This window comes from Micromonospora sp. NPDC005205, assembly GCF_040608275.1.
Classification (GTDB): Bacteria; Actinomycetota; Actinomycetes; order Mycobacteriales; family Micromonosporaceae; genus Micromonospora.
The window spans coordinates 159804-185803 of record NZ_JBEXHV010000001.1; the positions used below are offsets into that span (position 1 = coordinate 159804).

The window sequence follows — 26000 nt, forward strand, 5'->3', positions numbered from 1 at the left end:
TCATGCCCGGGGTGGTCGGGACCGGACCCGGACGAGCCGACGGGGGCCCACCGTCCGACCGTCAACCGGTCGGTGGTGAACCCCCGTCTACGAGGCCGCGGGGCGTCCGGTCCGCATTCCTTGGGTGGGACCTGGGGAGGAACGACCACACCGATGAGGTTGGACCGAAGACGCCCCGCGGAGCTTTATCGTGTTGTTATCTGACGATACAACAGCACTCATACCTTGTAGGGGGAAAAAGCACAATTTTCCGAGATCCGTCGTCGCTCGGTACCCGTTGTGCGATGGGTCGCCCCCGCTGCGCCGGGCCGCGCCGCGGGGGTGACCTCGCTGTCGGCCGTCGACCGCCGGTCGCCGTGTGCGACGCTCGCGCCGCTGGCGGCACCGGGACGCTGGTCGCCGGTTCACACCCATCAACGATCGTCGGTCCCTCCGGTGACGCGACACCGCCCCGGCCGTCGCCTCGCCGGTCGGGGGCGCGACGTAGGCTCGCTCGCATGCGTATCGGAGCCCACGTCGACTCGACCGACCCGCTGGCGGAGGCGGCCGCCCGGTCCGCCGAGACCGTGCAGTTCTTTCTCGCCGACCCACAGGGTTGGAAGGCGCCCAAGCCTCGCGAAGATGCCGATCGGCTACGCGCCGCCGAGGTCGACCTCTACGTGCACGCGCCGTACGTCATCAACGTGGCCACACTCAACAACCGCATCCGGATCCCGAGCCGAAAGCTGCTGCTCGGGCACGCCAACGCCGCCACCGCCATCGGCGCCAAGGGCCTGATCGTCCACGGTGGGCACGTCAACGCCGGCGACGACCTGGCCGTCGGCTTCGACAACTGGCGCAAGACCTTCGCGTACGCGGCGGACGCCGGCGGTTTCGGCGTACCGGTCCTGATCGAGAACACCGCCGGCGGTGACAACGCCTGCGCCCGACGGCTGGACGCGCTCGCCCGACTCTGGGACGCCATCGGTGACTACGAGGTCGGCTTCTGCCTGGACACCTGCCACGCGTACGCGGGCGGCGAGGAGCTGCTCGGCCTGGTCGACCGGGTCAAGGCGATCACCGGGCGGATCGACCTGGTGCACGCCAACAACTCCAAGGGCGCGTTCAACTCCGGCCAGGACCGACACGACAACCTGGGCGGCGGGACGATCGACCCGGAGCTGGTGGTGGCGGTGATCCGGGCGGCCGGCGCGCCGGTGGTCGTCGAGACACCGGGCGGCGTGACCGGCCAGGCCGCCGACATCGACTTTCTGCGTGAGCAGCTCGGAGCGGAGAGCCCGGCGGCATGACGAGCGGACAGCCCGGGACCGGCAACGCGCGGCCCACCCCCGCCGGCGCGGCCGGCGAGAGTCAACCCGCCACCACTGCCGCGGCCGGCACCCCCACCCAGCCGGCTCGCACCTCCGACAAGGCCCCCGCCGAAACCACCGCGGACCAGTCCCCGCCTGTCGGTGGCGACACGACCGCAGCCACCCCGAACGGCGACGCCGGGGCAGACCGCGCGACGAGTGGTGCCGCCAGCAAGGACACGGCCCGGCACGGCGACAAGCAGGGCAACGCGGCCAAGAAAGACGACGCGGCCAAGGACAGCAAACCGGCTAAGGACAGCGGCACGGCCAAGGACAGCGGCACGGCCAAGGACGCGAAGGCGGACGGCGCCGACGCTACGGACAAGGCCGACAGCGAGGCAAAGCCGGTCGGCCCGGAGCGTTGGGAGGCATTCGCCTCCGCACCGGAGCCACGGCCCTCCATCTTCACTCGGGCGGGCCGGGCGGTCGGGCGGTTCCTGATCCACGAGTGGACCCTGGCCGCCCTCGGCGCGTTGGCGCTTGCCGTGTTGATGACCTGGCCGACGCTGCGCTATCCGCGCTACACCCTTCCGCAGGACTACTGGGACCCGAGCCTGCAAGCCTGGCAGATGGCCTGGTCCGGGCACATCCTGCTGGCCGAGCCGGCGCGACTGTGGCAGTCCAACACGTTCTTCCCCGAGCTGTGGAGCTTCGCGTTCTCCGACACCCTGCTCGGGTACGCCCCGGCCGGGATGCTCGGCAGCGGTCCCGAGGACGCCGTGCTGCGCTACAACATCATGTTCGTGCTGGCGCACGCGCTCGCCACGCTCGGGGCGTACGCGCTGGCCCGACAGCTCGGGGCCGGCCGGATCGGCGCGGCCGTCGCGGGCGTGAGCTACACCTACGCGCCGTGGCTGCTGGCCCAGGCCGGGCACCTGCACGTGCTCTCCAACGGGGGCATTCCGCTGGCGCTGGCGATGTTGGCGCGCGGGCACGGGTGGTCGCTGCGACACGGCTACCGGCCGGAGCGCCGGCACGACGGTTGGGTCTACGCGGGTTGGCTGGTGGCGGCCTGGCAACTCAGCCTCGGCTTCGGCATCGGGCTGCCATTCGCGTACTTCCTGGCCGGTGCGGTGCTGGTCACCGCCGTCCTGTTCTTCGCGCGGCGGCTGCGCACCGGGCAGGCCGTTCCGTTCGGTCGCCGGTTGTTCGCCGCCGACGTGCTCGGCGGGGTGTTGTTCGCCGGCGTCGGCCTGCTGATGGCGTTCCCGTTCTTCAAGGTGACCGAGCTGCACCCGTACGCCGAGCGCACCATCGGCGACATCGGCCTCTTCTCGCCACCGGCGTCGGGCTTCGTGACAGCGCCCGGGGAGTCGCGGATCTGGGGTGGGCTGCACGAGGGTGCACGGGCAGCGCTGCCGTGGCACCCGGAGATGACCCTGCTGCCGGGCTTCGTGCTCTACGCGCTCGCCGCGGGCGGGTTGTTCTTCTCAGTCTGGCGGTTGCGGCACCGACTGCTGCTGCTCGCCGGGGTGCTGCTGACGATGGTCTTCGCCATGGGCACCCGTTTCTTCGACGGCACCTTCACCTACGTACCTCTTTTCGAGCACCTGCCGGGCTGGAGCGCGTTGCGTACCCCCGGGCGGTTGATGCTCTGGACCACGTTGTTGCTCGGCCTGCTCGCGGCGGGCGCGGTCACCGCGCTCACCGACCGGGTCCGCGAGTTGACCGCGCAGCGGATCCCGTCGTGGCCGGGGCCGTGGCTGCGGATGGCCACCCTGCTGCCGTTGCTGCTGGTCACCGTTGAGGGCCTGAACACCACCCCGCACCCGGTGGTGCCGACCCAACCGGCGGCGATGCGTTCGGCGGAGGGGCCGATGCTGGTGCTGCCCAGCAGTCAGAGCCTGGACCAGCACGTGATGCTCTGGTCGACCAGCGGGTTCCCCGACGTGGTCAACGGCGGTAGCGGCTTCACACCGCGCCAGCTCGACGACGTCCGTCGGGTGAGCCAGTCGTTCCCGGACCAGACCAGCGTCGAATACCTGCGCACGCTCGGTGTCCGCAGTGTGGTCCTGCTGCGCGGCCAGGTGGCTGGCACGCCGTGGGAAATCACCATCGACGCGCCGGTCGAGTCGCTCGGCATCAGCCGGCAGGAGGTCGGCGACGCCGTCGTCTACCGTCTCTGATCCGAAAGCATCAAACTACCCAAAGTACGCCCGACGCATTGAAGTCCCTTGACTTTACGTGGCCTTGGCTGACATAGTCGCTCAACTGCTCACCACGGGGGTGAAATGGTTAAGTACAGACTATTGGGGCCATTGACCATTCAAAGGGGCGATTCGTTCGTCCCAATTTCGAGTCCACGTCATCGGAAACTGCTCGCAGCGCTGCTGATCAGCGGATCCAATGCGGTTTCGGTGGAACGACTGATCGACGTCGTCTGGCCGAACGACCCACCGGCCACCGCCCGCCAGCAGGTGCAGAACTGTGTGGGTCGGATCAATTATCTGTTGGCAGAGTACGAGCACCCGCGAACGGTACGACGTCAGGGCTATCACTACGTACTCGAAGTAGAAGAGGACTCGGTCGACGAGCGCCTCTTCCGTACCGAGTACGACGCCGCTTCCCAGTTCGCGCGACGTGGTGACCTTGGTCGCGCGGCCGAACGGCTCCGGAAGGCGCTGACGCTCTGGCGCGGAGGCGCACTGGAGGATGTCGGCTCCGATCGCCTGGCCGGCGAGGCCGCCCGGCTGGAGGAGATGCGGGTGAGGGCCCTGGAGCAGTTGATTGACTGGGAGTTCGGCCAGGGTCGGCACGCGGAACTGATTCCCGACCTGAGCCTCTGGACCAAGTCCTACCCCTACAACGAACTCATGCATGCCCACCTGGCGCAGGCGTTGCACCAGGCGAGACGGACGGCTGACGGCCTCGGGGTGCTCGATCGGCTCCGCCAGCGGCTGAACAACGAATTGGGCCTCGAACCTGGCACCGCACTGCTCCGTCTGGAAAATCAGCTTCGGGGTTCGGACGAGGCGATAGAGCGCGGCAATCCGATGGCCCTTCCGACGCTTCAGGCGATCAGGGCCGCTCTCATCGATCTGTCCGAGGCGATGCAGTCCTTGGTGGCGGATCCTGGGTCGCAGCGTCCGAGCGCTTCCTCTCGCTCCGATGGCACCAGCAACGGCGGAACCGGCCACAGTGCAACCGTGAGTTCGTGAGCGAAGGGGCCTGGATCCGTCCAGGCCCCTGACTCACATCGCCTGCCGTTCTGAATCGTCACCGCGAAGCAGTCTGCGGACCCCGGAAAGAATCGCCAGCCCGACCACTGCCATTAGGCCGAAAAGCCCGTTCAGCCACCAGTCAACCATGGCCGCGGAGAAGCACAGGGCCCGTGGGGAGCACTCGCCGTCGTTGAGATCCAGGTGGCCTGCGATGATTCCGGCGGGCAGGCAGAGCAGGGCGGCACCGGCGGCCAGGCCGAAGAACCACATCGACACCCGACGGGCGATGGTCAGCACCAGCCAGGTCGCGACGATCAGGACGGGCAATATCAGGTCTGCGCTGCGCGTAACGCTCACGTCTGTGCCAGCCTCCCGTCATGGCCCTCCACCCGTCCCCCACGGCGTCACTCCCAGACCGCGTCCGAGCGTGACAACGACTCCCGTCCGGTACGGCGCTGCGTCGTCGCGCCCGTGGTCGAGAGCACCTCGATCACCGGATACTTGATCGTGCTCAACGGGCCAACCGGTGTCAACGTGGACACCCGGAGCGAGACGTCCAGGACGTCGTCCGGGCCCAACCGCAGGGCCGCCGCCCAGGTGGCCTGATACAGCAGAGGACGGCGGGTCGTCGACACGGGGCGTACGGCACCGGCACGGCTCTGGCCGTTGAACCGCGCTGAAGCGACCTGGATGTCACCCACCACCTGAGGGTCGACCGCGATGCCGAAGAGCAACGATGAGGGCGACTTCCCCGGCCCGGCACCACGGAGGGTGACCTGGAGGGGGTAGTCGTATCGGAATCGACCGCCATCCCCCCAGGTCTTACGGGCCCAGGTGCCTGACAATTCGACTCCCCACGCTGCGGCTGGGCCACCGAAGGACGACGGGCGTCTCGGCTGGAGGCTACGGCGCGAGCGACCGCCCCTCGCGCTGCGCATTTCCGCGCTGGCGTCGGCGGGGGTGCGGACCATGTCCCGCGGGTACAACAGCGGATGCGCGGTGCCCACGACCACCAGCAGGTCACCCGCCGACGGTACGGTCTCGGTCAGTTCGACAGTGCATGAACGCAGACCTGTCGCGGGGTCGGTCGTCGTGGTGGTGCCAGCGGCCACACCTCGCCCGTTCAACGTGACGATCGCCGGTTGGGCAGGGGCGTAGAGGCGCGGGTCGAACGTCACACTGATCCGGCTACCCGCTGGCAGTGGCGTCGAGCGGATCACCTTGACCGCCAGTTGGCGGGGGCACACGGCGGGGGCGGCGCCGGTCCCGGAGAGGACGGACACCGGCTGGTCCCCGACCGGCTCCAGGATCGGTGTCGGGTCGGCGGCCGAGGCCGGGGATGACGACATCCCGAGTTCGACGACGCCCACACCGAGCGATACTCCGGCGACGGTCAGCGCCTGCCGCCGGGATAGTTGAGGCATGGTCACCAGGGTCTCCTTAACCAGCGGTGGACGGGGCATCAACTGACACCGGCGTACTGCTTGATGACGTCGACGAACGCTTTTGCGGTGCCCCGGCGGGCCTCCTCGGGGACCAGGGTCGGGTGCAGATAGTTGTCACTGAACTGCTCGAACCAGAACGCGTCCCGGATCGGCCCGGTGCTGGTGTCGACGATCAGCCCGAACATGCTCATGCACGCCGCCTCGGCGGTGCTGGCCGAACTGTTGAACCGACGGGAGTAGTAGGTGGTGAAGCGGGCCACTGCGGCTGCGGGGGTGGCATACCAGTTGACAAACAGGGAGGACAGCGGCAGCGAGGGGTTCGCTCGGCTCTGTTGCCCGATCACGAGGGCGTCGACGTCCGCGAAGAGATCACCGAGGGTCAGGAAGGAGTTGTCCGCCCGCGTCGCGATGCGGCTCATCGCGAAGGAGTACGCCTGTGCGGCCGGCAGCCCACTCTGAGTCCACTGGCCGAGCACGCTGAGAACGTCGCCGCCCCATGAGCCGAAGTCGGCGAGGTTCACCTTGGTGCGGTCCGACTCCAGGTCGTGGTTGAGGATCGCTCCGAACGACGCTCCGAAATGGTCGATGTCCAGATCCCACAGGTGCTTCGGGTCGCGCAGCGGACGGTCGTCCGGACGCCCTGGGTAACTCCGGACGAAATCGATGAACCCGCTGTCCAGCTCGCCGAAGACGGTGTTGGACCCGGTGAAGGCGTACTGGTTGGACCGCATACGGAGGAACTGAGCAACCAGTTCGGGTGCCGAGCGGGCGGTGTGGCCGTGATCCTCGCGCCACTGCTTGGCCCGCGCCTCCAGCCAGATCAACATCGTGTAGAAGCCGTCATTCGGATCGCTGGGACGGGTGACGCTGTCCACGCCGAGGTCACGACCGGAGACAATATTGTTGTCGATCTCCACCGCTCCGGCGGTGCCTGCACCCAGCACGAAGTTGCTGATCTGGTCGAACGCCCAGTTCGCCGGCAGCGGATAGCCCAGGTTTCCGCTGTAGCCGGTGGACATCCCGCTGACGAAACTGCGGCTGGTCAGACCCTCGGCCTCAAGCCGGAGGCAGGTGTTACGGCATCCGTAGGCGCCGACGGCGAACTGGTTGCCGTCGGCATTGAAGGCGTCGCGCACTCCCTTGAAGTGGGGGATCACGGCGCTGGTGATCTCTTCGTCGAGCGCATCGAAGTCGATGGAGAAGTAGATGACGGTGCCGTATGGGATGCCGAATCGCCGGGCAGCCGTGCAGGCGGCGGTTCCGGCTTCGAAACCCTGGACGTAGTCGAAATACTGGACGGCGTCCCCCCATTCCTGGTAGAGGGGGAAGATGGAGAGTCCATTGGCGAAGATCAGGGCGATCTCGGAATGTGTGAGCACCTTGTTCGTGCCCCCGGTGAGGTACCGGCCGGCATATTTGTAGCCCGCATTCTTTACGGTCTGGATCGTGGTGCTGTTCAACGGATACATACAGTCGATGGCGGTGCCTCTACGTTCCGGATCGCCGGTCGACACCAACAGCGACATCCAGGTCTGGTAGTCGCCCTTCCCTGTCTCGGGAAGCATGCAGAACCGCTGGAAGACACCAACGATGCGAGCAAGTTCGTCATTGAAGCTTCCGCCCCCGTCACCCCAGCGGTTGCCGTACCGGTTGAACGCCATGCCGCACTGGAAGAGCCTCACCCAGCCAGTCGGTCCACTGTCCCGGGAACCGCTCTGCACCAGCGCCTGGCTCCGCAGTCCGTTGCGGGTCCCTGGGCCGATGTAACCGGTGACCTCGCTGTCGCTCATGCCCAACTGGTACTGAATGGCCAGCACGAGGGCCTGCTGCACGTTACGCGAGAAGTGCCCGTCGCAGGGGCCGACGAAGAACTGCCCGCGCCCGATGTAGGCACCGTTGAGCCATCGCTGACACTCCTGGATAGCAGTGCTTCCGTTGTTGACCAGGACATAGGCATCCATGGTCAGCAACGCCTTGAACACCTTCGGCTCCACGCCGTTGAGCATCAACGGTAGTTGCGGCACTGGAAGACCCATGTCACGAACCACAGCAGCGAGCCCGGACTGGGTGTCGAGCGCGAAGGTGCCGTCGATCTGGCCGCCGCTGTACCCCTTGCAGTAGAGGGCGGCCTCGGCGATGGTCCGCATGTTCATGTTTCCGGAGTTCTGGCCCACGGTGCCGTATGCGATCAGTCGGGACAGTGTCGTCGGGCCGAAACTGTCCGACAGCGCGGCGATGCCGAGCTCATGTTGCAGCGCCCTGGTCAGCGAGTAGATGGTCTGCCATCCGGTCCGGCCGTTCTCGGTGCACTTGTTGTAACCCGGCACGGCGGCATAGGTGGCGTTCACCCATCGCTGCGCCTTGAGCACCATCTCGTCGGTCATCCAGGACCCCCTGGCTCTGCTCGGGCCCCTCGACGCGAGGACCACTCCGGCTGATTGCGGACGGCCGGAGGATCCAGCAACCGGACATCAGGGCTCCACCGTCGGCCCACCGTGCACTCATCCGCCCGTCCATGGGGCTTCGGGCCGCCATGTTGGGCAGCGCACGCGCACCCGGCGTCATCGTGAACCGCGATCGACCACCGGCGGCGTGGCGACATGATGCGCGTTTGATGGCCACACTGCCTACCGTCACTGGCTCAGCCGGTTCACGTCGACCCCTCGGTCGGTCGACCGTTCGACAAGGAGACAGATGACGAACACAGAGGTGTCTCAGCCAGGCCGCCGCCCGTGGCAATCCCGACTCCTGCTGGTGCTGGCCATGGGCATCGCGATGATCATCGGTTTCCAGGCCCCGGCGATGGCCGCCACGTCAGGGTGTGGCTCGGTCTGCGACGGCAAGGACCCCGACACCTACTTCGCGACGGTCGACGGGAAGGTCATGAGGTGCAACTACATCGACGTCATCACCCCGTACCGTGCGACGAACGTGGAGTTGCGGTACAGCCCCTTCTGCCGTACGGCATGGGCGCGACAGACCGACAGCTTCGGCTGGCTCTCTGGTGTCCTGGTCCAGAGCTACAACTCGAACGGGACGCTGCGTCGGACCGTTGACGACAAGTCCACCTCGGGCACCTGGTCGGCCATGGTCAACGACAAGGGCTTGACGGCGCGGGCTTGCTTCTACCAGTACGACACCGAGTGGGACTACGAGGCCGGCAACCGCCGCATCCTCTACTGCACGGCACGCTACTGACACTGAGACGGCAACACCATCGGTGGCCGGAGCGTCGCGCTCCGGCCACCGATGGTGTCTACCGCGTCCGGCCCAGAGCCGTCGCCGCTTCGACTGGCGCAGCTTGTCGAAGTCGCCAGCGGTCTGTCCAGGGGGCGTCCGGGGCGCCGTCGAGAACGCCGCCGTCCGGGTCGTCCGGGTAGGTGGCCCGCACCGCGTCCTGCTCAGGGTGCAGGATCTCCCTGACGACGAACACGCAGAGCACCACCACAGTGGCCAGCCGCAACGTCGAGGCCAGCACGAACACCCCCTCCGGGAAGACGGGCTTGCTGGTGGCCGCACCGAGCAGTTCCCCGTAGAAGGCGACGAAGTAGCAGACCTCGGCGATCTGCCAGGCCAGGAACGCGCCCCACTTCGGCCGGGCGAGCACCACCAGCGGGAGCAGCCAGAGCACGAACTGCTGCGACCAGACCTTGCTGAAGATCAGGAACACGGCGACCACCAGGAAGGCGAGCTGACCCAGCCGGGGCCGGCGCGGTGCCCGCAGCGCCAGCACGGCGATGCCGAGGCAGGCCAGCCCGAACAGCGCGTACGAGAGGGTGTTGAGAGTCGGGATGTTGGCGTTGAGCCACTCGAACGGGCCGAGATTGGCGGGGTCGTTGCCGACCTTGCCGTCCAGGTAGCGCCCGATGTACCAGAGCGTGCCCCAGTCGATGGGCCGGGTGGTGTTCAGCTCGAAGAACCGGTCCCAGTTCTCCGGGTACGCGCGGGCGGCCGGCAGGTTCACCAGGACCACCGCCGCGACAGCCGTCCCGATGGCGATGAGCGCGGCCCGAACCCGGTCGGCCCGTAGCGCCAGGATGAGGATCGGCCCGAGCAGGAACAGCGGCCAGAGCTTCGCCGCGCCGGCCAACCCGAGCAGCACGCCGGCCACTGCCGGTCGTTTTCGGGCCCAGGCCAGCAGGCCGAAGGCTGCCAGCCCGATGGCCAGCAGGTCCCAGTTGACGGTGGCGGTGAGTACCAGAGCCGGGGCGAGTGCGAACATCGCCGCATCCCAGGGTCGTCGTCGGCGCAACGACAGGATCACCGCCACCGTGGCCACCGCGAGCGCGCCCAGCACCAGCGCGTTGAGGTTGTAGAACCACTGGCCCTGGTTGATGCTCGGGTCGCCGTCACCGATGGCGTGCACCGGCAGACCCAGCGCCCCCATGAAGTAGCCGGTCAGCACCGGGTACTCGACCGGGTGGTCGCGGTAGGGCACCTTGCCCTCGTTGAGCCCTTCGGCGTAGTAGAGGGCGAGGACGTCGGTGTAGCAGAACCGGGTGTACTGGACGTTGTTCTGCCAGGCGCCGTTCTGGCAGGGCGATTTCTGCACCCAGTGCAGCGCGAGCGTGAGGCACACCAGCGCCAGCACGATCCGCGCGGCCGTCCAAAAGCGATGCTCCCGACCGGCCGGCCGGTTCAGCGTTGTCGCGTGGTCGCCGAGCGGCCCGCCGATGACGCTGGAGATGCCGCGGACGAACCCGTCGGAGCGGGACGGGTGATCGGTGGTTCCGGCGTCGTCGATGCCGGGCGTCGACTGGGTGCTCATGAAGAGGCATCCTGCCGTACGAGAGGGGTGCCCGTCCCGTCCCGGCGTGGAGTTCCGGGTACGAAAACGCCGCCGCCGGCCGGGACGTGTCGTCCGGCCGGCGGCGGCGTCGTGTACTGGTGCGGGTCAGTCCCGGTTGGGTGGCAGGCTGGGCAACAGCCCGCCGCCACCACCACCTGTGCCGCCGCCCGGATTGCCGCCAGGGTTTCCGCCGGGGTTGCCACCAGGGTTTCCGCCGGGATTGCCCCCAGGGTTGCCGCCGCCGCCGGGGTTGTTGCCGCCGGGGTTGCAGAGGATGTCGATCAGCGGGTTACAGGGTTGTCCCTGGCCGGGCTGACCCCCCGGGTTCGGCGGTGGCGGCGGGGGCGGCGGCGCTTCGCCGTTTCCGGAGTCCTTGTCGCCGATGTTCGCCGCCGGCGGGAAGTCCACCTTCGGTTTGCCCTTCAACGCCTCGTTCATGAACCGCTCCCAGATGTCGCCCGGGAGGTTGCCACCACTGACCTTGCGCTTGTCCTTGAGGATAAGCGGCTTCCGGTTCCCCACGTTGCCCACCCACACCGCGGTGGCCAGCTGCGGCGTGTAACCGATCATCCAGGCGTCGCCGTTGTCCTCGCTGCCACCCTTGAGTTCCCAGGTGCCGGTCTTGGAGGCCGCCTTGCGACCGTCATCGAGCCGGTGGTTGACGGCGGCCGGGTAGTCCTTCAGCACGGACGTCACATCGTCCACCACGCTCTTCTCGATTCTCCGCTTCGAGTCGAGCTTCTCGCTGTAGACCTTGTCCCACTTACCTGTGGTCGGGTTCTGCTTCTCCACCGAGTAGAGGAAGTGGGCCTTGTTGTAGACGCCCCCGTTGGCGAAGGTGGCAACGCCGTTGGCGTGGTCCAGCACGGTGATCGGATACTGGCCGTAGCCGACCACGTTGAAGAACGGCTCCGGCGTGATGTCCTTCGGGTCGGTCTTGGTCAGGTCGTAGGACTTCGCCGGGTTGGTGTCGGTACGCCACATGGTGGTGACGCCCGCCTGCTTGGCCATGTCCACGACCTTGTCCGCGCCGATGTCCTCGGTGACGTAGTAGAACGGCACGTTCAGGGACTTGAGCGTGGACACCCGCAGTGTGCAGGAGTTACCGCAGTCGGGGTTGTCGTCGCCCGCGTTGCTGACCTTGAACTCGGTGCCTTCCGGCTTGAATGCCTTGCCCTTCCAGCGAGACTCGAGCGCCTTCTTCTCCTTGAGCGCCGCCGCCAACGTGTAGATCTTGAAGCTTGATCCGGGCGAGTGACCGCCGCTGATCGCCCCGGTGGAGTCGGTGTTCTTACCGGCGTAGTCGGTGCCGGTGCCGTTGTCACCGCCGTAGTACGCGACCACCCGACCGTTTGTGGGATCGATCGACACCACCGCGGCCATGATGTTGCTTGGCTGACCGGCCACCTCGGAGCCCTTGGACTTGCGCTGGGCCGTCGCGACCGCCGCCGCCTGCATCTTGGTGTCCATCGTGGTGCGGATCCGGTAACCGCCGGACATCAGCGCCTGGGAGCACGACGGCTTGGCATCCGTCACCTCCGTGTCCTTCTCGACACAGATGCCCCTGTCCCGCATCTCCTGCCGGACGTAGTTGATGACGTTGCCGTACGGGGTGTCGACGCCGAAGTCGACGCCGATGCCGCCCTTCTTCGGGGCCTTGATGGCTTTCAGCGGGTACTCGGCAGGACGCGGCTCCATGCCGGGCACACCCAGCCAGCCCTCCTTGACCATGCCGTCGATCACGTAGTTCCAGCGATCCTGTGCGGCGGTCGGGTTGATGGCCGGGTCGTACCCCTGGTGGGTGGAGCTGGGTTCCGGTTGCTTGATCAGAGCCGCGAGGACGGCACCCTCGGCCGGGTTGAGCTTGCCCACCGGCTTGCCGAAGTAGGTCTGCGCCGCGGCCTCGATGCCGTAGGCACCCCGGCCGAAGTAGATCACGTTGAGGTAGTGCTGCATGATCTGCGGCTTCGTGTACTCGTCGTTGAGCTTGGAGGCGAAGATCGCCTCCTTCACCTTCCGGGCGTACGTGTCGTCCTTCAGGTTGTCGTAGGCGTTACGCGCGTACTGCTGGGTGATGGTGGAGGCACCCTGCTTGTCGCCGCCGGAGAGGTTGTTCCAGCCGGCCCGGGCGATGCCCTTGTAGTCCACACCCGAGTGTCGGTAGAAGTTCCGGTCCTCGGCGGCGGCCACCGCCTTCTGCACGTGGTCCGGGATCTGGTCGATGGTGACCAGGGTCCGGTTCTGATCGCCCACCTTCGCGATGATCGTCTTGTTGTCGAAGGCGTACAGCGTGGTCGCCTGCGGCGGAGTGATCTCGTCCGGAAGCACCACGTTCGTCGAGTAGTAGGTGAACCCGACCACGCCGATGCCGGCGAGCATGACGAAGACGGCGAACCCGGCGATCAGCAGGTTCATCCGCTTGCGCTTCTTCGCTCGCGCCGCGGCGCCCGAGTCGCCCGGACCACGGCCGCCCCGACCGGGACCACCCGGGCCGCCCGGCCCACCGGGACCCCCAGGGCCGCCCGGCCCACCGGAGACCGGTGAGACGCTCGCGCGCGCGACCGCCGCACGGCCACCGACCGACGCGGACCCGACGCTGGCCCGGCCCGCCGAGGCGGTGCCGACCGAGGCCGCACCGACGGAGGCGGCACCGACCGCGGCCCGACCTGCGGGCGCGCCCGGCGCCGGGGAGACGGGCACCGAGGCCCGACCGGCGCCGGCGCGGCCGGCTGCCGCACCCGGTGCCGGCGACACCGGCACCGAGGCCCGACCGGCCCGGCCGGTCGCTGCCGAACCCACCGACGCGGACCCGGCGGCCGCGCTGCCACGCGGCGGCACCGAGGCGGAGCCACCGACCGTGGCGCGGCCACCGGCAGCCCGGGGCGTCACCGAGGCGCGGCCCGGGGTTGCCGCGCCGCCCTCCGGGGCTGACCAGCCGCTCCCGCCGGAGTCACCGCCGGGCCGGCGGTACGCGTCGTCCGCGCCCGGTCCGGGGTCACCGTCCGGACCCGAGTACTGGGCCCGCCCGCGCGCAGAACTGGGATCACCGTACGAGTTCATTCCTCACACCCTGCCGGTCGCGGTGGGGCGCGGCTGCGCCGCCACCGGGTTGCCGTGAGTTGCTTCACCCGGGACGCCGGCACGGGGGTGCCGGCCGACCGGGGTCATTGCCGTATCAATCGGGCCAATCGGGCGAACAAGCGGTCGGCCGTCCCGGGTTTCGTCTGCCACTCCGGGGCCGGTCCAACCAGCTGATGTCACCGTTGCGCCTCTCGCCTCCGCCGACCGGCGCCTTCGGCGCCCGCCGCGTCCTGTTCGCTCGTGCCGTCGCTGTCGCCGGTCAGACCGTCCCGGCCGAGCAGGTACTGCTCGACGAGATGGTTCCAGTCACAACCGAGGCACACCTCCACGACGAAGACCTGGAACTCACGCAGCGTCATCGCCAGCACGGGCAACTCGGCAAGTGTCCGAGCCTGGCCGGCGGACTGCTTGAGTTCGTCACCGTAAATGTAGTGGACCAGCGTCAGGTTTTCGCTGCGGCAGATCGGGCAGCGCCGGTCCGTCGGCTCTCCGTGGAACCGAGCGGCGTTCTTCAGGTACGGCGACGCGTCGCAGACGTCGTACGTGCCGACCCGACCGGCCAGGAGCTCACGCAGCACTGCTCGCTTCTGAAGCGAGTAGTCGACGACCTGGCGCTGCGTACGCATGCGGAGAAGGGTACGCGGTCCGACCCGAGCAGGCGACCACGCTCACAATCCGTGACGACGACATCTCGGAACGGGGGTTTGCCCTGACCCACGCGACCCGCTAACGTGCGATGTATCGGTCCGATACATCGCGGCGGTTACCACTCCACGCCGGAGGGTAAAGAGAGGGTGGCCAGTGCTTGAGTTCGCCATCCTCGGCCTCCTGCAGGAGTCTCCGATGCACGGCTATGAGCTGCGCAAGGAGCTGACCGCCAAACTCGGCGCGATCCGGGCGGCGATCAGCTACGGCTCGCTCTATCCCACGCTACGCAGGCTGCAGGCGGCGGGATGGATCACCGAAGCTGCTGAGACACCCGTCACCGCCGAGGAGGTTCCCGCGCTGACCAGCCGACGAGGTCGGGTGGTCTACAAAATCACCGCGGAAGGCAAGGAACGCTTCGGCCAGCTGATCGCACAGGCCGGGCCCGAGACGTATGACGACACGGGCTTCGGGGTGCACTTCGCGTTCTTCGCGCGGACCGACCAGGCGACCCGACTGCGCATTCTGGAGGGTCGCCGCCGCAAGATCGAGGAGCGTCGCGAAGGGCTTCGCGACGTGCTTGGCCGAGCGGCCGAGCGCCTCGACGCTTACACCTTGGAACTGCAGCGCCACGGCCTTGACGCCTGTGAGCGCGAGGTCCGCTGGCTGGAGGAGCTCATCGCCAACGAGCGCTCCGGCCGAGCCCCGACGGTCCCGAACATAGGGACAGCCGGCGGCCGACGAGAAGACAACAGCCCGCCTCCGCCTGGAGAGACCAGGAATGAGCGGCCGTGACAGAAAAGAAGGAGGCAGACGCTATGGGCTCCGTCCGCGTCGCCATCGTCGGTGTGGGTAACTGCGCCTCGTCCCTGGTTCAGGGCGTCGAGTACTACCGGAACGCCGACCCGAACGACCGCGTCCCGGGTCTGATGCACGTCGCCTTCGGCGAGTACCACGTCTCTGACGTGGAGTTCGTCGCGGCGTTCGACGTGGACGCCAAGAAGGTCGGCATGGACCTCTCGGAGGCGATCGTCGCCAGCGAGAACAACACCATCAAGCTCTGCGACGTGCCGCCGACCGGCGTGTCCGTGCAGCGCGGCCCGACCTTCGATGGTCTGGGTGAGTACTACCGCGAGATCGTCGAAGAGTCCGACGCCACCCCGGTCGACGTTGCGCAGACGCTGCGCGACGCGCAGGTCGACGTCGTCGTCTGCTACCTGCCGGTCGGTTCCGAGCAGGCCGCCAAGTTCTACGCCCAGGCCGCGATCGACGCCGGCTGCGCGTTCGTGAACGCCCTGCCGGTCTTCATCGCCTCCAACCCCGAGTGGGCGAAGAAGTTTGAGGACGCGGGCCTTCCGATCGTCGGTGACGACATCAAGAGCCAGGTCGGCGCCACCATCGTGCACCGCGCCCTCGCGAAGCTCTTCGAGGACCGCGGCGTCGAGCTGCTGCGCACTTACCAGCTCAACTTCGGCGGCAACATGGACTTCATGAACATGCTGGAGCGTAAGCGCCTGGTCTCGAAGAAGATCTCGAAGACCCAGTCGGTCACCTCGCAGATCCCGCACGAGATGAGCAAGAGCGACGTGCACATCGGCCCGTCGGACCACGTGCCGTGGCTGGACGACCGCAAGTGGGCGTACATCCGCCTGGAGGGCCGCTCGTTCGGTGACACCCCCCTCAACGCCGAGCTCAAGCTCGAGGTGTGGGACTCTCCGAACTCGGCCGGCGTCATCATCGACGCGGTCCGGGCCGCGAAGATCGCCCTGGACCGGAAGATCGGCGGCCCGATCCTGTCGGCCTCGTCGTACTTCATGAAGTCTCCGCCGGTGCAGTACGCCGACCACGACGCCCACCAGGCCGTCGAGGAGTTCATCGCCGGTGAGGTCACGCGCTGACGCGCTGAATCATCAAGCACGTGGAAGGGCCGGGTCCGTGCGGACCCGGCCCTTCCACGTGGGTCGGCTTTCCCGGGGTACGACCGCCCGTCCCGTGACCTCCGCCACCGTTTTCGGGACCACGGCGAGCGGGGGAGCTATCGATAATCGATTCATGGTCTCCCGCACCAGCTCCGCACCGACGGGCCCGCACCCGGCCCGACCTCCTCGGCCGCGCATCGTCGCGCTGGCCTGCCTACTGCTTGCCCTGGCCGCCGTCGCGCAACTGGCCGCACTTCCGCTCCGCTACTGGCACCAGGACTTCTTCCACACGGCCGCCGACTCCTTCGAGCCCACGGACGGGGTGGCCTTCGCCGCCCTGGGCAGCACCGCCGATCTGGCTGCCGACCTGTTGACGGCGGTGCTGGCGATCGGACTCCTCACGCTGGCCGCAGCCAACGCCGTGGGCGTGAACCGCGCACGGATCGCCTCCTGGGCCTCGGCACCAGTCCTCGCCTGCTGCGCCGCCGTCGGGGCGGCCCGGTCGCCGCGACCGCTCTATTCCATCTATTCCGCCGAGAACATGGACCGGATCACCGAGATGGCACGGGATGACATGCCGAATTGGTTGGAGCCCCTGCTGCTCAGCCTGGGCCTGGGCGTGCCGGTGGCGATACTCGTCGCGCTGGTTCTGCTGGCCCTGCCACCGGCCAACGCCTTCTACCAGCCGCGGACCACGATCGACCCGCCGTGGCCCGTTCGGACCGCACCCGCCGGCGGACCGGAAGGGTCGCCCAGCGCCGGGTGACGCCACCACCGACGCCGGACGGCTCAGGACCACGCGTGCCGCAGCGCGACACCGGCCTCCAGCTCCAACAGGTTGACCTTGCGAGGTAGGCCTCCGCCGAAGCCGACCAGCTTGCCGCCCGCCCCGACGATCCGGTGACACGGCACGATCACCGGGACCGGGTTGCGGTTGCAGGCCACTCCCACCGCCCGTGCCGCCCCAGGGTCGCCCACCAGGCGCGCCACCTCGCCGTACGTCAGCGTCTCCCCGTACGGGATCCGCGTCATCTCCCGCCACACGGAGCGCTCGAAGTCGGAGCCGCGCGGCACCGACACCGGAACGGTGAACGTGGTCAGCTCACCGGCGAAGTACGCCCGCAGCTCGTCGACGGCCTGCCGGGACAGCGCGTCATCGGGCTCGTCGGTGGCCGCCTCGAGCCGGCCGAAGTGGGCACCGCAGACGCTCGTGCCGTCGGTGGCCACGGAGAACTCACCGATCGGTGAGTCGAGCACGGCCCAGCGCATCCACCTATCCTCCCCGACGCGGACCATCTGGCCGGCCCGGCCCGGCCTCCGGCGTCGGGCCGAGCGCCACTCCCGACCCGTACCGGTAGATCATCTTCGCGTCCTGTCAGGCCGTCTGGCGTTGCACGGCGTCGATACCGTCAAGGTCGTGGCAACGGGGACGCTCATCTTTCTGATCATCGGCGGGGCGGGCATCGGTGTGCTCGCGCTCGCGCTGCTCGGCACCGAGCTGCTCCACTTCGGGCACGCCGACGTGGACGGGCCGATCTCGGTCGAGACGGTCGCCGGCTTCGCCGGGGCTTTCGGGTTCGGCGCGGCCATCGTCAACGAGCTGCTCGGTGCGCGTACACCTGGCATGGTCGTCGGGGCGGTGGCCGGCGGCGTGCTCGCAGCCGTGCCCATCGGCTGGTTGGCGTCCCGGCTGAGCCGGGCGGCGCGGAACATGCGCACCGACCCCACCCCCACCCGCGACGACCTGGTCGGCGCGCTCGGCCTGGTCGTCACCCCGGTGCCGGCCAACGGGTACGGCGAGGTCCGCGTTCGCCTCGCCGGCCAACCGGTCAAGCTCAGCGCCCGCGCCGACCAGCCGATCCCGATCGGCGCCCAGATCTTCGTCGTACAGGCGCTCAGCGAGACCAGCGTGCACGTAGAGACCTACTGATCTCCCCCTCACAGACGGGACTTTTATATGGCCCTACTCATCGCCATCGGTGGCGCGGTCCTCCTCGTGCTCATCCTGGTGTTCTTCGTGCTCTCCCGGATCAAGGTGGCCGGCCCGAACGAGGCGTTCATCGTCACCGGTCGCAAGGGCCGCACCACGCAGACCGCCGACGGCGGGCGGTCCACCGACACCTCCGGTCAGAAGGTCGTGCTGGGCGCCTCGGTGTTCGTGCTACCGGTGGTGCAGAAGCTCCAGTCGCTCGACCTGTCCAGCCGGCGGATCGACGTCGGCATCCGCGGCGCTGTCAGCAAGCAGGGCATCCGCGCCGACCTGCACGGCGTGGCGATCGTCAAGGTCGGCGGGACCGAGGACGCGATCCGGGCCGCCGCCCAGCGGTTCCTGCACCAGCAGGACGAAATCGACAACTTCACCCGGGAGGTGCTGGCCGGCGCGCTGCGCTCGATCGTCGGCCGGCTCACCGTCGAGGAGGTCATCCGGGACCGTGCGGCGTTCGCCAGCGCCGTGGCCGAGGAGGCCGAGCACTCGATGACCAACCAGGGCCTGGTGTTGGACACCTTCCAGCTCCAGGACATCCTCGCCGAGGGCTCCTACCTGCAGGACCTGGGTCGGCCTGAGGCCGCCCGGGTGCTCAAGGACGCGGCGATCGCCGAGGCGCGGGCCCGGCAGCAGGCCGAGCAGGAGCGCCTGCTCGCCGAGGAGGCCATCGCCGAGGCGAACCGGAACCTGGCCCTCAAGCAGGCCGGCATCCAGGCCGAGATCGACGCGGCGAAGGCGAAGTCCGCAGCGGCCGGACCGCTCGCCCAGGCCGAGCGGGATCAGGCGATCCTTTCCGAGCAGCAGAAGGTGGCCGAGCGCAACGCCGAACTCAAGCAGCGCCAACTCGACACCGAGGTTCGCAAGCCGGCCGACGCGGCCCGGTACAAGGTAGAGCAGGAAGCCGAGGCGTCCCGCGCCGCGGCGGTGCTGCACGCGGACGCGCAGCGGCAGTCGGTCATCGCCGCTGCGCAGGCCTCCGCCGAACAGGCGCGGCTCACCGGTGAGGGCGAGCGGGCCCGGCGTGCCGCGCTCGCCGAGGCCAACGCCATCGAGGGTGCCAAGGAGGGTGAGGCCGAGCAGCGGCGACGCTCCGCCATCGCCGAGGCGGTGGAGCGGGAGGGCCAGGCCGAGGCTGCGGCCATCCTCGCCAAGGGTGAGGCCGAGGCCGACGCGATGGCGCGCAAGGCCGAGGCGTTCGCCGCGTACGGAGAGGCGGCCGTGCTGGACCTGCTGGTCAAGGTGCTGCCGCAGGTCGTCGAGGCCGCCAGCGCGCCGATCGGGGCGATCGACAAGATGACCGTCATCTCCACCGACGGCGCGTCGTCGCTCACCAGGTCGGTGGCCGGCAACGTGGCCCAGGGCCTCCAGCTCGGCAGCGATCTCACCGGGATCGACCTGCCCGGCCTGCTGGCACGGCTCGGTGCCGGACGGACCGACGCCACCGCGCCGGTCGCCGGGGGCGGCACTGTGGACGGCAGCACCGTCTCGCGCTGAGCACGCGCAACCGGCCGACAGTCAGGGCTCTGGCCGGCACGGATCACCCACCAACGGCCGGCGCCCGCCGGCACCGCCTCCCGAGGGAGGGGTGCCGGCGGGCGCCGGTCGTGATTCCGTGGTTGGTTCAGACGAGGCCCATGACGAAGCGCTCGCCCGCCGAAAGGCCGAAGTCCTCGCTCCAGAAGTCGAAGTCCTTGTTCGGGATCAGCTGGCTGGTGCCGGCGCTGCCGGCACTGACCGCCTGCCCGTCGACGTTCGCGTAGATCCAGCCCGACCCGTCCGTGGTCCCGACACCCCGGTGCCAGAAGGTGAAGGCCTCCCAGGCATTGATTCCGGCGGCCGAAGCGACCAGAGGCTTGCTGCCCGCACCGTCAGCCGAGACGAACTTGTTGTTGGCCAACGAACGCAGGCCGAAGTAGCCGTAGTAGTCCAGGTCGTACAGCTCGAACTTCTCCCAGGTGCTGACCTTCGTGGCCACCGGGATCAACGGCTTGCTGCCGGCACCGTCAGCGGAGACGAACTTGCCGCTGGCGGAGGACTTGAAGCTGACGATCAGGTTCGTCTCGAGGTCGAACTTCTCCCAGGTGCTGGCGTTCGTCGCGCTGGCAATCAGCGGACCACCGTTGCTGGGGGCACTGACGTACTTGTTGTTGACAGTGGCCTTCAGGCTCACGGTGCCGTCGGTCTGGTGAACCAGCTGGAACCTCTCCCAGGTGCTCACCGTCGAGGCAACGGCGATCAGCGGCTTGCTGCCGGCACTGGTGGCGCTGACGTACTTACCGTTGACGTTCGCCCGCAGTGCGACCAGGCCGCTGCCGGCGTCGACGATGTCGAGCTTCTCCCAGCCGCCCAGCACCGGGCCGACGGAGGCCAGGGGCTTGCTGCCCGCACCGTCAGCCGAGACGAAATAGCCGTTGGAACGCGCCAGCAGACCGTGCGCGGTGCGCGCCGGGGAGAGGGCCGCCGCGACGTTGAGCAGACGGTCCACCCCGCCCTGCGGGTTCAACACAGCGCCGGCGAGCCCTCGGGTCACGATCGTGTTGCGCACCTGCGTCGGGGACCACGTCGGGTTCGACTGGAGCAGCAGCGCAGCGGCTCCGGCCACGTGCGGTGAGGCCATCGAGGTCCCGCTGAAGGCCACCGACCCGTTGGTGGTTCCGCTTGCGGCCGAGACGATGTCCACGCCCGGAGCCCAGACGTCGACACACGGACCGTAGTTCGAATCGAAGTATTCGGTCGAGGCCCGACGGTCGAACCTGTCGGTGGCTCCGACAGTGATCGCCGCCGACACCCCGGCCGGGGTGTACGAGCAGGCATCGTCCGCTTCGTTGCCGGCGGCCACCGCATAGGTGAGACCGGTGGCGATGGAGTTGCTGACCGCCATGGAGATCGCCGGGTAGTCCGGGTTCTCCGGCCCGCCGAGGCTCATGTTGACCACGGCAGGCTTCTGCGCGTTGGCGGTCACCCAGTCGATCCCGGCCACGACCTCCTCGGTGGTGCCAGCACCATCGCAGTCGAGGACCCGGACGGCGACCAGGCTCACGTCCTTGGCCACGCCGTACTTCGTGCCGCCGACGGTGCCCGCCACGTGCGTGCCGTGACCGTGGCAGTCCTGCGCCACATTGTCACGCTCGATCGCGTCGTAACCGTTGGAGGCACGGCCACCGAAATCGCTGTGACTGATGTCGATGCCGGTGTCGACGATGTACGCCTTCACCCCGGCACCGGTGTTGGGGTAGGTGTAGCTGCCATTCGGCTTGGGCGAAACCTGATCGATCCGGTCCAGGCCCCAGGAGGGAGGCGAACTCTGCGTTCCGCTCGCGTGGACGCGAACCACCGGCTCCACGGATGCGACATCCGGGTCGGCGGCCAGCCGGCCGGCCTGCTTCGCGCTCATGGCGGCGGAGTAGCCGTTGACGGCGCTGCTGTACAGCCGGCGGACGGTGCCGCCGTTCTCCTTGGCCAGAGCCGAAGCGGCGGCCTTGATCTTGGCAGGCGTGGTCTTCTTGTCCTTGAGGACCACGATGTAGCGATTCGGTACGACCTCGGCGGGCTTGGCCTTGGCCAACCGGCCGTCCGCCTTGGGGGCGGTCAACTTGCTCGCGGGCTTCGGGGCCAACGGAGCGGTCGGCTCGGCCATGGCGGCCCCACCGGTCGCAGCGGTGACGATGATGGTTGCGGAGGCGAGAGCAACGCTCGCCACCGCCGAGCGGCGTATTACGCCACGGCGTTTCACTAGGTGATCTCCCCGTTGATCGTCGCCCGTCCAATCCGGACGACCGGACGGGCGGTGGGGTCGGCGGCGGTGTCGATGCACCGATAGCCGACGGACGCCCAGCCATCATGGACGACAATCAAAGCGATACACCTCAGCCATTCGGTCGATCCGCTCGCGTTTCGTCGTCGACCGGACAGCTGCGCGTCGCCGTCGGCGACGTCCTGAAGTGACGGTTCCCGCCACCGCACCGCAGAGCGCGCTGCCTGACCAGCATCGCGTTGAGCGCGTCAGCCGAGGATGCCCTCGGCGCGGGCCCAGCGCAGCAGCTCCGCCTCAGCGGCGTCGCGGTCCAGCGGACCCTGCTCGAGGCGTTGCTCCTTGAGGTGCTTCCAGGCCCGCCCGACCACCGGCCCCGGCGGTACGCCGAGCAGTTCCATGATCGCGTTGCCGTCCAGGTCGGGTCGAACCCGCGCCAGGTCCTCCTCGGCCGCGATCCGCGCGATCCGATCCTCCAGCGCGTCGTAGTCCGCCGCGAGCTGCGCGGCCTTGCGCCGGTTGCGGGTCGTGCAGTCGGAGCGGGTCAGCTTGTGCAGTCGGGGCAGCAGGTCACCGGCGTCGGCGACGTAGCGGCGCACCGCCGAGTCGGTCCACTCGCCCCGCCCGTACCCGTAAAAGCGCAGGTGCAGCGCGACCAGCGCGGTCACCTGCGCGGTGACGTCCTTGGGGTAACGCATCGCCTTCATCCGGGCCTTGGTCAGCCGGGCGCCGACCACCTCGTGGTGGTGGAAGCTGACCCGGCCGTCGGACCCGACCGCCTTCGTCGCCGGCTTGCCCACGTCGTGCAGGAGGGCGGCCATCCGCAGGATGAAGTCGCAGCCCTCCTCCTCGAAGGAGACCGCGTTCTCGACGACCGTCAACGTGTGCTCGTAGACGTCCTTGTGCTGGGCGTGCTCGTCGATCTCCAGTTTCAGCCCGGTCAGCTCCGGCAGGAACCGCTCGGCCAGCCCGGTGTCGACCAGCAGCCGCAGGCCGGTGATCGGATCCGCGCCGCAGAGCAGCTTGGTGAACTCGTCGCGGATCCGCTCGGCGGTGATCCGGTCCAGGTCGGCGGCCATCTCGGTCATCGCCCGGTGCACGTCCGGGTGCACGGCGAAACGCAGCTGGGCGGCGAACCGGGCGGCCCGCAGCATCCGCAGCGGGTCATCGCCGAACGACTCGCCAGGAGTGCTCGGGGTACGGATCACCTTCGCCGAGAGATCGTCCAGCCCACCGTGCGGGTCGGTGAACCGGTGGTCCGGCAGGCTGACCGCCATCGCGTTGATCGTGAAGTCGCGCCGCTTCAGGTCCTCGTCGAGGCTGGTGCCGTACACGACCACCGGGTTGCGGCTGACCTGGTCGTACGACTCCGCGCGGAAGGTGGTGATCTCCAGTCGGAGGCCGTCGCGCTGAGCGCCGATGGTGCCGAACTCCCGACCGGTCTCCCAGATCGACTCGGCCCAGCCCTTGATGATCCGCAGGGTCTCGTCGGGGTGCGCGTCGGTGCAGAAGTCGAGGTCGTCCCCGAGTCGACCGAGCAGGGCATCCCGTACCGAACCGCCCACCAGGTGCAACTCGTGACCGGCGCGGACGAAGCGGCGGCCCAACTCGTCGGCGACCGGGGACACCCGGAGCAGTTCGGCGACGGCGTTGCGCTGCGCGGCGGTGAGTTCGCGGCGGTCGGCGGCGTGAGGAGCGGAGGCTTCGGACATGGGATCGCCAGCTTATCGGGCCGGGGTGTGATCCGATCCGCCGGGCGCGGGTAACGGGTGGGGGTTGACTATGGTCTGTGGCGTGCGGGTCGGTGTCCGACTCGACGTACCCCTGGGAGGCTGGAGATGAGCGGCGGGCTCTACCGCAGCGCCAACGCCGCGAATGACGGCGATCCCGGTGTCCGTCCCGGGGATGGCGCCACCTTCATCTCCGCCGAGCCGCTGAACCAGCCGGCCATGGAGTCGACCGCGCCGCCGCAGGAGCAGGTGGGCGAGGCCAGCGCGGCGGCCAACAGCGCGGTGATGGCGATCGGCAGCCTGGTCAGCCGGGGTACCGGCTTCCTGCGCACGTTGGCGTTGACCGCCGCGCTGGGTGGGGCGCTGGTGGGTGACGCGTACACCACGGCGCAGATCCTCCCGGGGATGGTCTACGAGTTCCTACTCGGCGGCATCCTCACCAGCGTGCTGATCCCGGTGTTGGTCCGTCGGCGCAGGGTCGACACCGACGGCGGGCAGGCGTACGCCCAGCGGTTGCTGACCCTCGCGGTGCTGACCCTTGCCGGCGCGGCGCTCCTCGCGGTGCTGTCGGCGGGACTGTTGACCAAGCTCTACGCCGGTGACGACACCGGGGAAGGCTTCCGGAGTCTGGTCAAGGCTCTGTCGTACCTGATGCTGCCGATGATCTTCTTCACCGGTCTCAGTGCGCTGATCAGCGCGGTGCTCAACACCCGGGGGCACTTCGCCGCACCGATGTGGGCGCCGATCCTCAACAACATCGTGGTGATCGCCACCGCCGGGTTGTACATCGCGATCTTCGGCGCGGAGATCGTCAAGCCGGAGGAGATGACCCCCGGACGGATCCTGCTGATCGGTGGCGGCACCCTGCTCGGCGTCGCGATTCAGGCCGCCGGGCTGCTGCCGGCCTTGCGCAAGGTGGGCTTCCGGTGGAAGTTCCGGTTCGATTTCCGCACCCTCGGCCTACGGGAGCTGGGGCGTCTCGGCGGCTGGATGTTCTGCTACGTCGCGGTGAGCCAGGTCGGCCTGATCGTGCTGTTCAACCTGCTGAACCGGGCAGGCAAGGAGAACGCCGCCGGCCCGCTGATCTACAACAACGTGTTCCTGCTGCTGATGATGGCGCACGGCATCATCGCCGTATCGATCATCACCGCGCTGATGCCCCGGATGAGCGCGGCCGCCGCCGACGGCCGGTACTCCGACGTCGCCGCCGATCTGTCCCGGGGTACTCGCACCGTCTCGGCGGTGCTCGCCCCGATCGCGGTCTGCTACGCGGTACTGGCGACTCCGCTGGCCGTGACGTTGTTCCGCTACGGCGCGTTCACCGACGAGAACGCGGCGGACACCTCGCTGGTGCTGCTCCTGGCGGCACTGGCGTTGGTGCCCTTCGCGATCAGCCAGCTCTTCACCTTCGCCTTCTACGCCCTGCCGGACACCCGCACCCCGGCGCTGATCAACATTCCGGTGGTCGCCCTGCGGATCGGCGTTCAGGTGGTGCTCTACGTGGCCTTCGCCGCCCACTTCGCCGCGGCCGGGATGATGATCGGCAACGCTGTGTCCTACCTGGCGGCCGCCTTCGCCTCCGCGTGGCTGTTGCGGCCCCGAGTGGGCCGGATCGGAATGGGTGCCATCCTGCGCACGCTCGGCCGAGTCGCGGTCGCCGCGCTGGGCGCCGCCCTGGTCGGCCTCCTCGTGGTGAGTCTTCTGCCCGGCGGCGACCGGCCGAGTTGGATTCAGGCCGTTGTGCAGCTCGTGGTCGGCGGCGTGGTGATCGGCGGGACCTATCTGGGTCTGGCCATGCTCCTGCGGATCGGGGAGATCACCGAGGTGGTCGGTATGGTTCGCCGCCGCCTCGGTCGCTGAAAGTCCGCATCCGATTACAACAAGTTGGCACTCATACGGAATGTGACTACGGATCACCAGGCTGGGGATGCGCCTGTGGATAACTCCGCGATTCGCCGGTCAACCGCCGCTTCGGCCTGTGGATAACCAACCGTACGGCTGAGGGTGGCGACCCGATCGGTGGGAACGTACGGGGCAACGCGAGCGCCACGCCAGCCCAGCCCCGGCGTCGGTCACTTGCGGTGAAGCCGTAGATTAGCTAGTACATGTGCCAGCAACGTGGCTGACAACGGTCGTAACCGGA

Annotated in this window: 19 protein-coding genes; 10 read left to right on the forward strand and 9 right to left on the reverse strand. The window is 68.6% G+C overall.

Features of this window, described 5'->3' with window-relative positions:
* Positions 1–497 precede the first annotated feature (497 nt).
* The 3 genes from ABZU43_RS00790 to ABZU43_RS00800 all read left to right on the forward strand — a co-directional run bounded on the left by ABZU43_RS00790 (position 498) and on the right by ABZU43_RS00800 (position 4507).
* Positions 498–1289, forward strand: a complete 792-nt coding sequence (locus ABZU43_RS00790; protein WP_355004526.1) for a deoxyribonuclease IV — start codon at positions 498–500, stop codon at positions 1287–1289.
* On the forward strand, positions 1286–3475 hold the full coding sequence (locus ABZU43_RS00795) for a hypothetical protein (RefSeq protein WP_355004527.1): 2190 nt from the start codon (positions 1286–1288) through the stop codon (positions 3473–3475). The genes ABZU43_RS00790 and ABZU43_RS00795 overlap by 4 nt, the downstream gene beginning before the upstream one ends.
* A 105-nt stretch (positions 3476–3580) precedes the next feature.
* The gene (locus tag ABZU43_RS00800) at positions 3581–4507 is read left to right on the forward strand and encodes an AfsR/SARP family transcriptional regulator (protein WP_355004528.1); all 927 of its coding nucleotides are present in this window, start codon (positions 3581–3583) and stop codon (positions 4505–4507) included.
* A gap of 33 nt (positions 4508–4540) precedes the next feature.
* Here the strand turns inward: ABZU43_RS00800 and ABZU43_RS00805 are convergent, their stop codons facing one another.
* From ABZU43_RS00805 to ABZU43_RS00815, 3 genes are read right to left on the reverse strand one after another with little or no spacing between them, the layout of a single operon-like run.
* Complete coding sequence (locus ABZU43_RS00805; RefSeq protein WP_355004529.1) at positions 4541–4867, reverse strand: hypothetical protein; 327 nt, start codon at positions 4865–4867, stop codon at positions 4541–4543.
* Between the two features lie 47 nt (positions 4868–4914).
* Positions 4915–5940: a hypothetical protein gene (locus ABZU43_RS00810; RefSeq protein WP_355004530.1), complete on the reverse strand. Its 1026-nt coding sequence runs from the start codon at positions 5938–5940 to the stop codon at positions 4915–4917.
* A gap of 32 nt (positions 5941–5972) precedes the next feature.
* On the reverse strand, positions 5973–8327 hold the full coding sequence (locus ABZU43_RS00815; RefSeq protein ID WP_355004531.1) for a glycoside hydrolase domain-containing protein: 2355 nt from the start codon (positions 8325–8327) through the stop codon (positions 5973–5975).
* Positions 8328–8649: 322 nt separating this feature from the next.
* Here ABZU43_RS00815 and ABZU43_RS00820 point away from each other — a divergent pair, with 322 nt between their 5' ends.
* Complete coding sequence (locus ABZU43_RS00820) at positions 8650–9153, forward strand: DUF2690 domain-containing protein (protein ID WP_355004532.1); 504 nt, start codon at positions 8650–8652, stop codon at positions 9151–9153.
* Between the two features lie 58 nt (positions 9154–9211).
* On the opposite strand, the gene ABZU43_RS00825 is transcribed toward ABZU43_RS00820, so the two are convergent.
* The 3 genes from ABZU43_RS00825 to ABZU43_RS00835 form a co-directional block, all read right to left on the reverse strand.
* A complete protein-coding gene (locus ABZU43_RS00825) occupies positions 9212–10723 on the reverse strand; it encodes a glycosyltransferase 87 family protein (protein ID WP_355004533.1) in 1512 nt (503 codons plus the stop codon).
* A gap of 126 nt (positions 10724–10849) precedes the next feature.
* On the reverse strand, positions 10850–13804 hold the full coding sequence (locus ABZU43_RS00830) for a transglycosylase domain-containing protein (RefSeq protein ID WP_355004534.1): 2955 nt from the start codon (positions 13802–13804) through the stop codon (positions 10850–10852).
* Between the two features lie 197 nt (positions 13805–14001).
* A complete protein-coding gene (locus tag ABZU43_RS00835) occupies positions 14002–14451 on the reverse strand; it encodes a DUF5318 domain-containing protein (protein WP_355004535.1) in 450 nt (149 codons plus the stop codon).
* A gap of 175 nt (positions 14452–14626) precedes the next feature.
* Here ABZU43_RS00835 and ABZU43_RS00840 point away from each other — a divergent pair, with 175 nt between their 5' ends.
* The 3 genes from ABZU43_RS00840 to ABZU43_RS00850 all read left to right on the forward strand — a co-directional run bounded on the left by ABZU43_RS00840 (position 14627) and on the right by ABZU43_RS00850 (position 17155).
* Complete coding sequence (locus ABZU43_RS00840) at positions 14627–15265, forward strand: PadR family transcriptional regulator (protein ID WP_110564821.1); 639 nt, start codon at positions 14627–14629, stop codon at positions 15263–15265.
* Positions 15266–15288: 23 nt separating this feature from the next.
* Complete coding sequence (locus ABZU43_RS00845) at positions 15289–16368, forward strand: inositol-3-phosphate synthase (protein WP_355004536.1); 1080 nt, start codon at positions 15289–15291, stop codon at positions 16366–16368.
* 154 nt (positions 16369–16522) lie between these two features.
* Positions 16523–17155 (forward strand): hypothetical protein, encoded by a 633-nt coding sequence (locus ABZU43_RS00850; protein ID WP_355004537.1) that lies wholly within the window; start codon positions 16523–16525, stop codon positions 17153–17155.
* A 23-nt stretch (positions 17156–17178) separates the two neighbouring features.
* Here the strand turns inward: ABZU43_RS00850 and ABZU43_RS00855 are convergent, their stop codons facing one another.
* The gene (locus ABZU43_RS00855) at positions 17179–17658 is read right to left on the reverse strand and encodes a methylated-DNA--[protein]-cysteine S-methyltransferase (protein WP_355004538.1); all 480 of its coding nucleotides are present in this window, start codon (positions 17656–17658) and stop codon (positions 17179–17181) included.
* A 115-nt stretch (positions 17659–17773) separates the two neighbouring features.
* Here ABZU43_RS00855 and ABZU43_RS00860 point away from each other — a divergent pair, with 115 nt between their 5' ends.
* Together ABZU43_RS00860 and ABZU43_RS00865 are read left to right on the forward strand one after the other, a co-directional pair.
* Positions 17774–18319, forward strand: a complete 546-nt coding sequence (locus ABZU43_RS00860) for a hypothetical protein (protein WP_355005159.1) — start codon at positions 17774–17776, stop codon at positions 18317–18319.
* Between the two features lie 27 nt (positions 18320–18346).
* Complete coding sequence (locus ABZU43_RS00865; RefSeq protein WP_355004539.1) at positions 18347–19870, forward strand: SPFH domain-containing protein; 1524 nt, start codon at positions 18347–18349, stop codon at positions 19868–19870.
* A gap of 127 nt (positions 19871–19997) precedes the next feature.
* Here the strand turns inward: ABZU43_RS00865 and ABZU43_RS00870 are convergent, their stop codons facing one another.
* Together ABZU43_RS00870 and ABZU43_RS00875 are read right to left on the reverse strand one after the other, a co-directional pair.
* The gene (locus ABZU43_RS00870) at positions 19998–22076 is read right to left on the reverse strand and encodes a S8 family serine peptidase (protein ID WP_355004540.1); all 2079 of its coding nucleotides are present in this window, start codon (positions 22074–22076) and stop codon (positions 19998–20000) included.
* 302 nt (positions 22077–22378) lie between these two features.
* A complete protein-coding gene (locus ABZU43_RS00875; RefSeq protein WP_355004541.1) occupies positions 22379–23839 on the reverse strand; it encodes a CCA tRNA nucleotidyltransferase in 1461 nt (486 codons plus the stop codon).
* Positions 23840–23965: 126 nt separating this feature from the next.
* Between ABZU43_RS00875 and murJ the strand changes: the two genes are divergently transcribed.
* A complete protein-coding gene (murJ, locus tag ABZU43_RS00880; protein ID WP_355004542.1) occupies positions 23966–25717 on the forward strand; it encodes a murein biosynthesis integral membrane protein MurJ in 1752 nt (583 codons plus the stop codon).
* Positions 25718–26000: the final 283 nt, after the last annotated feature.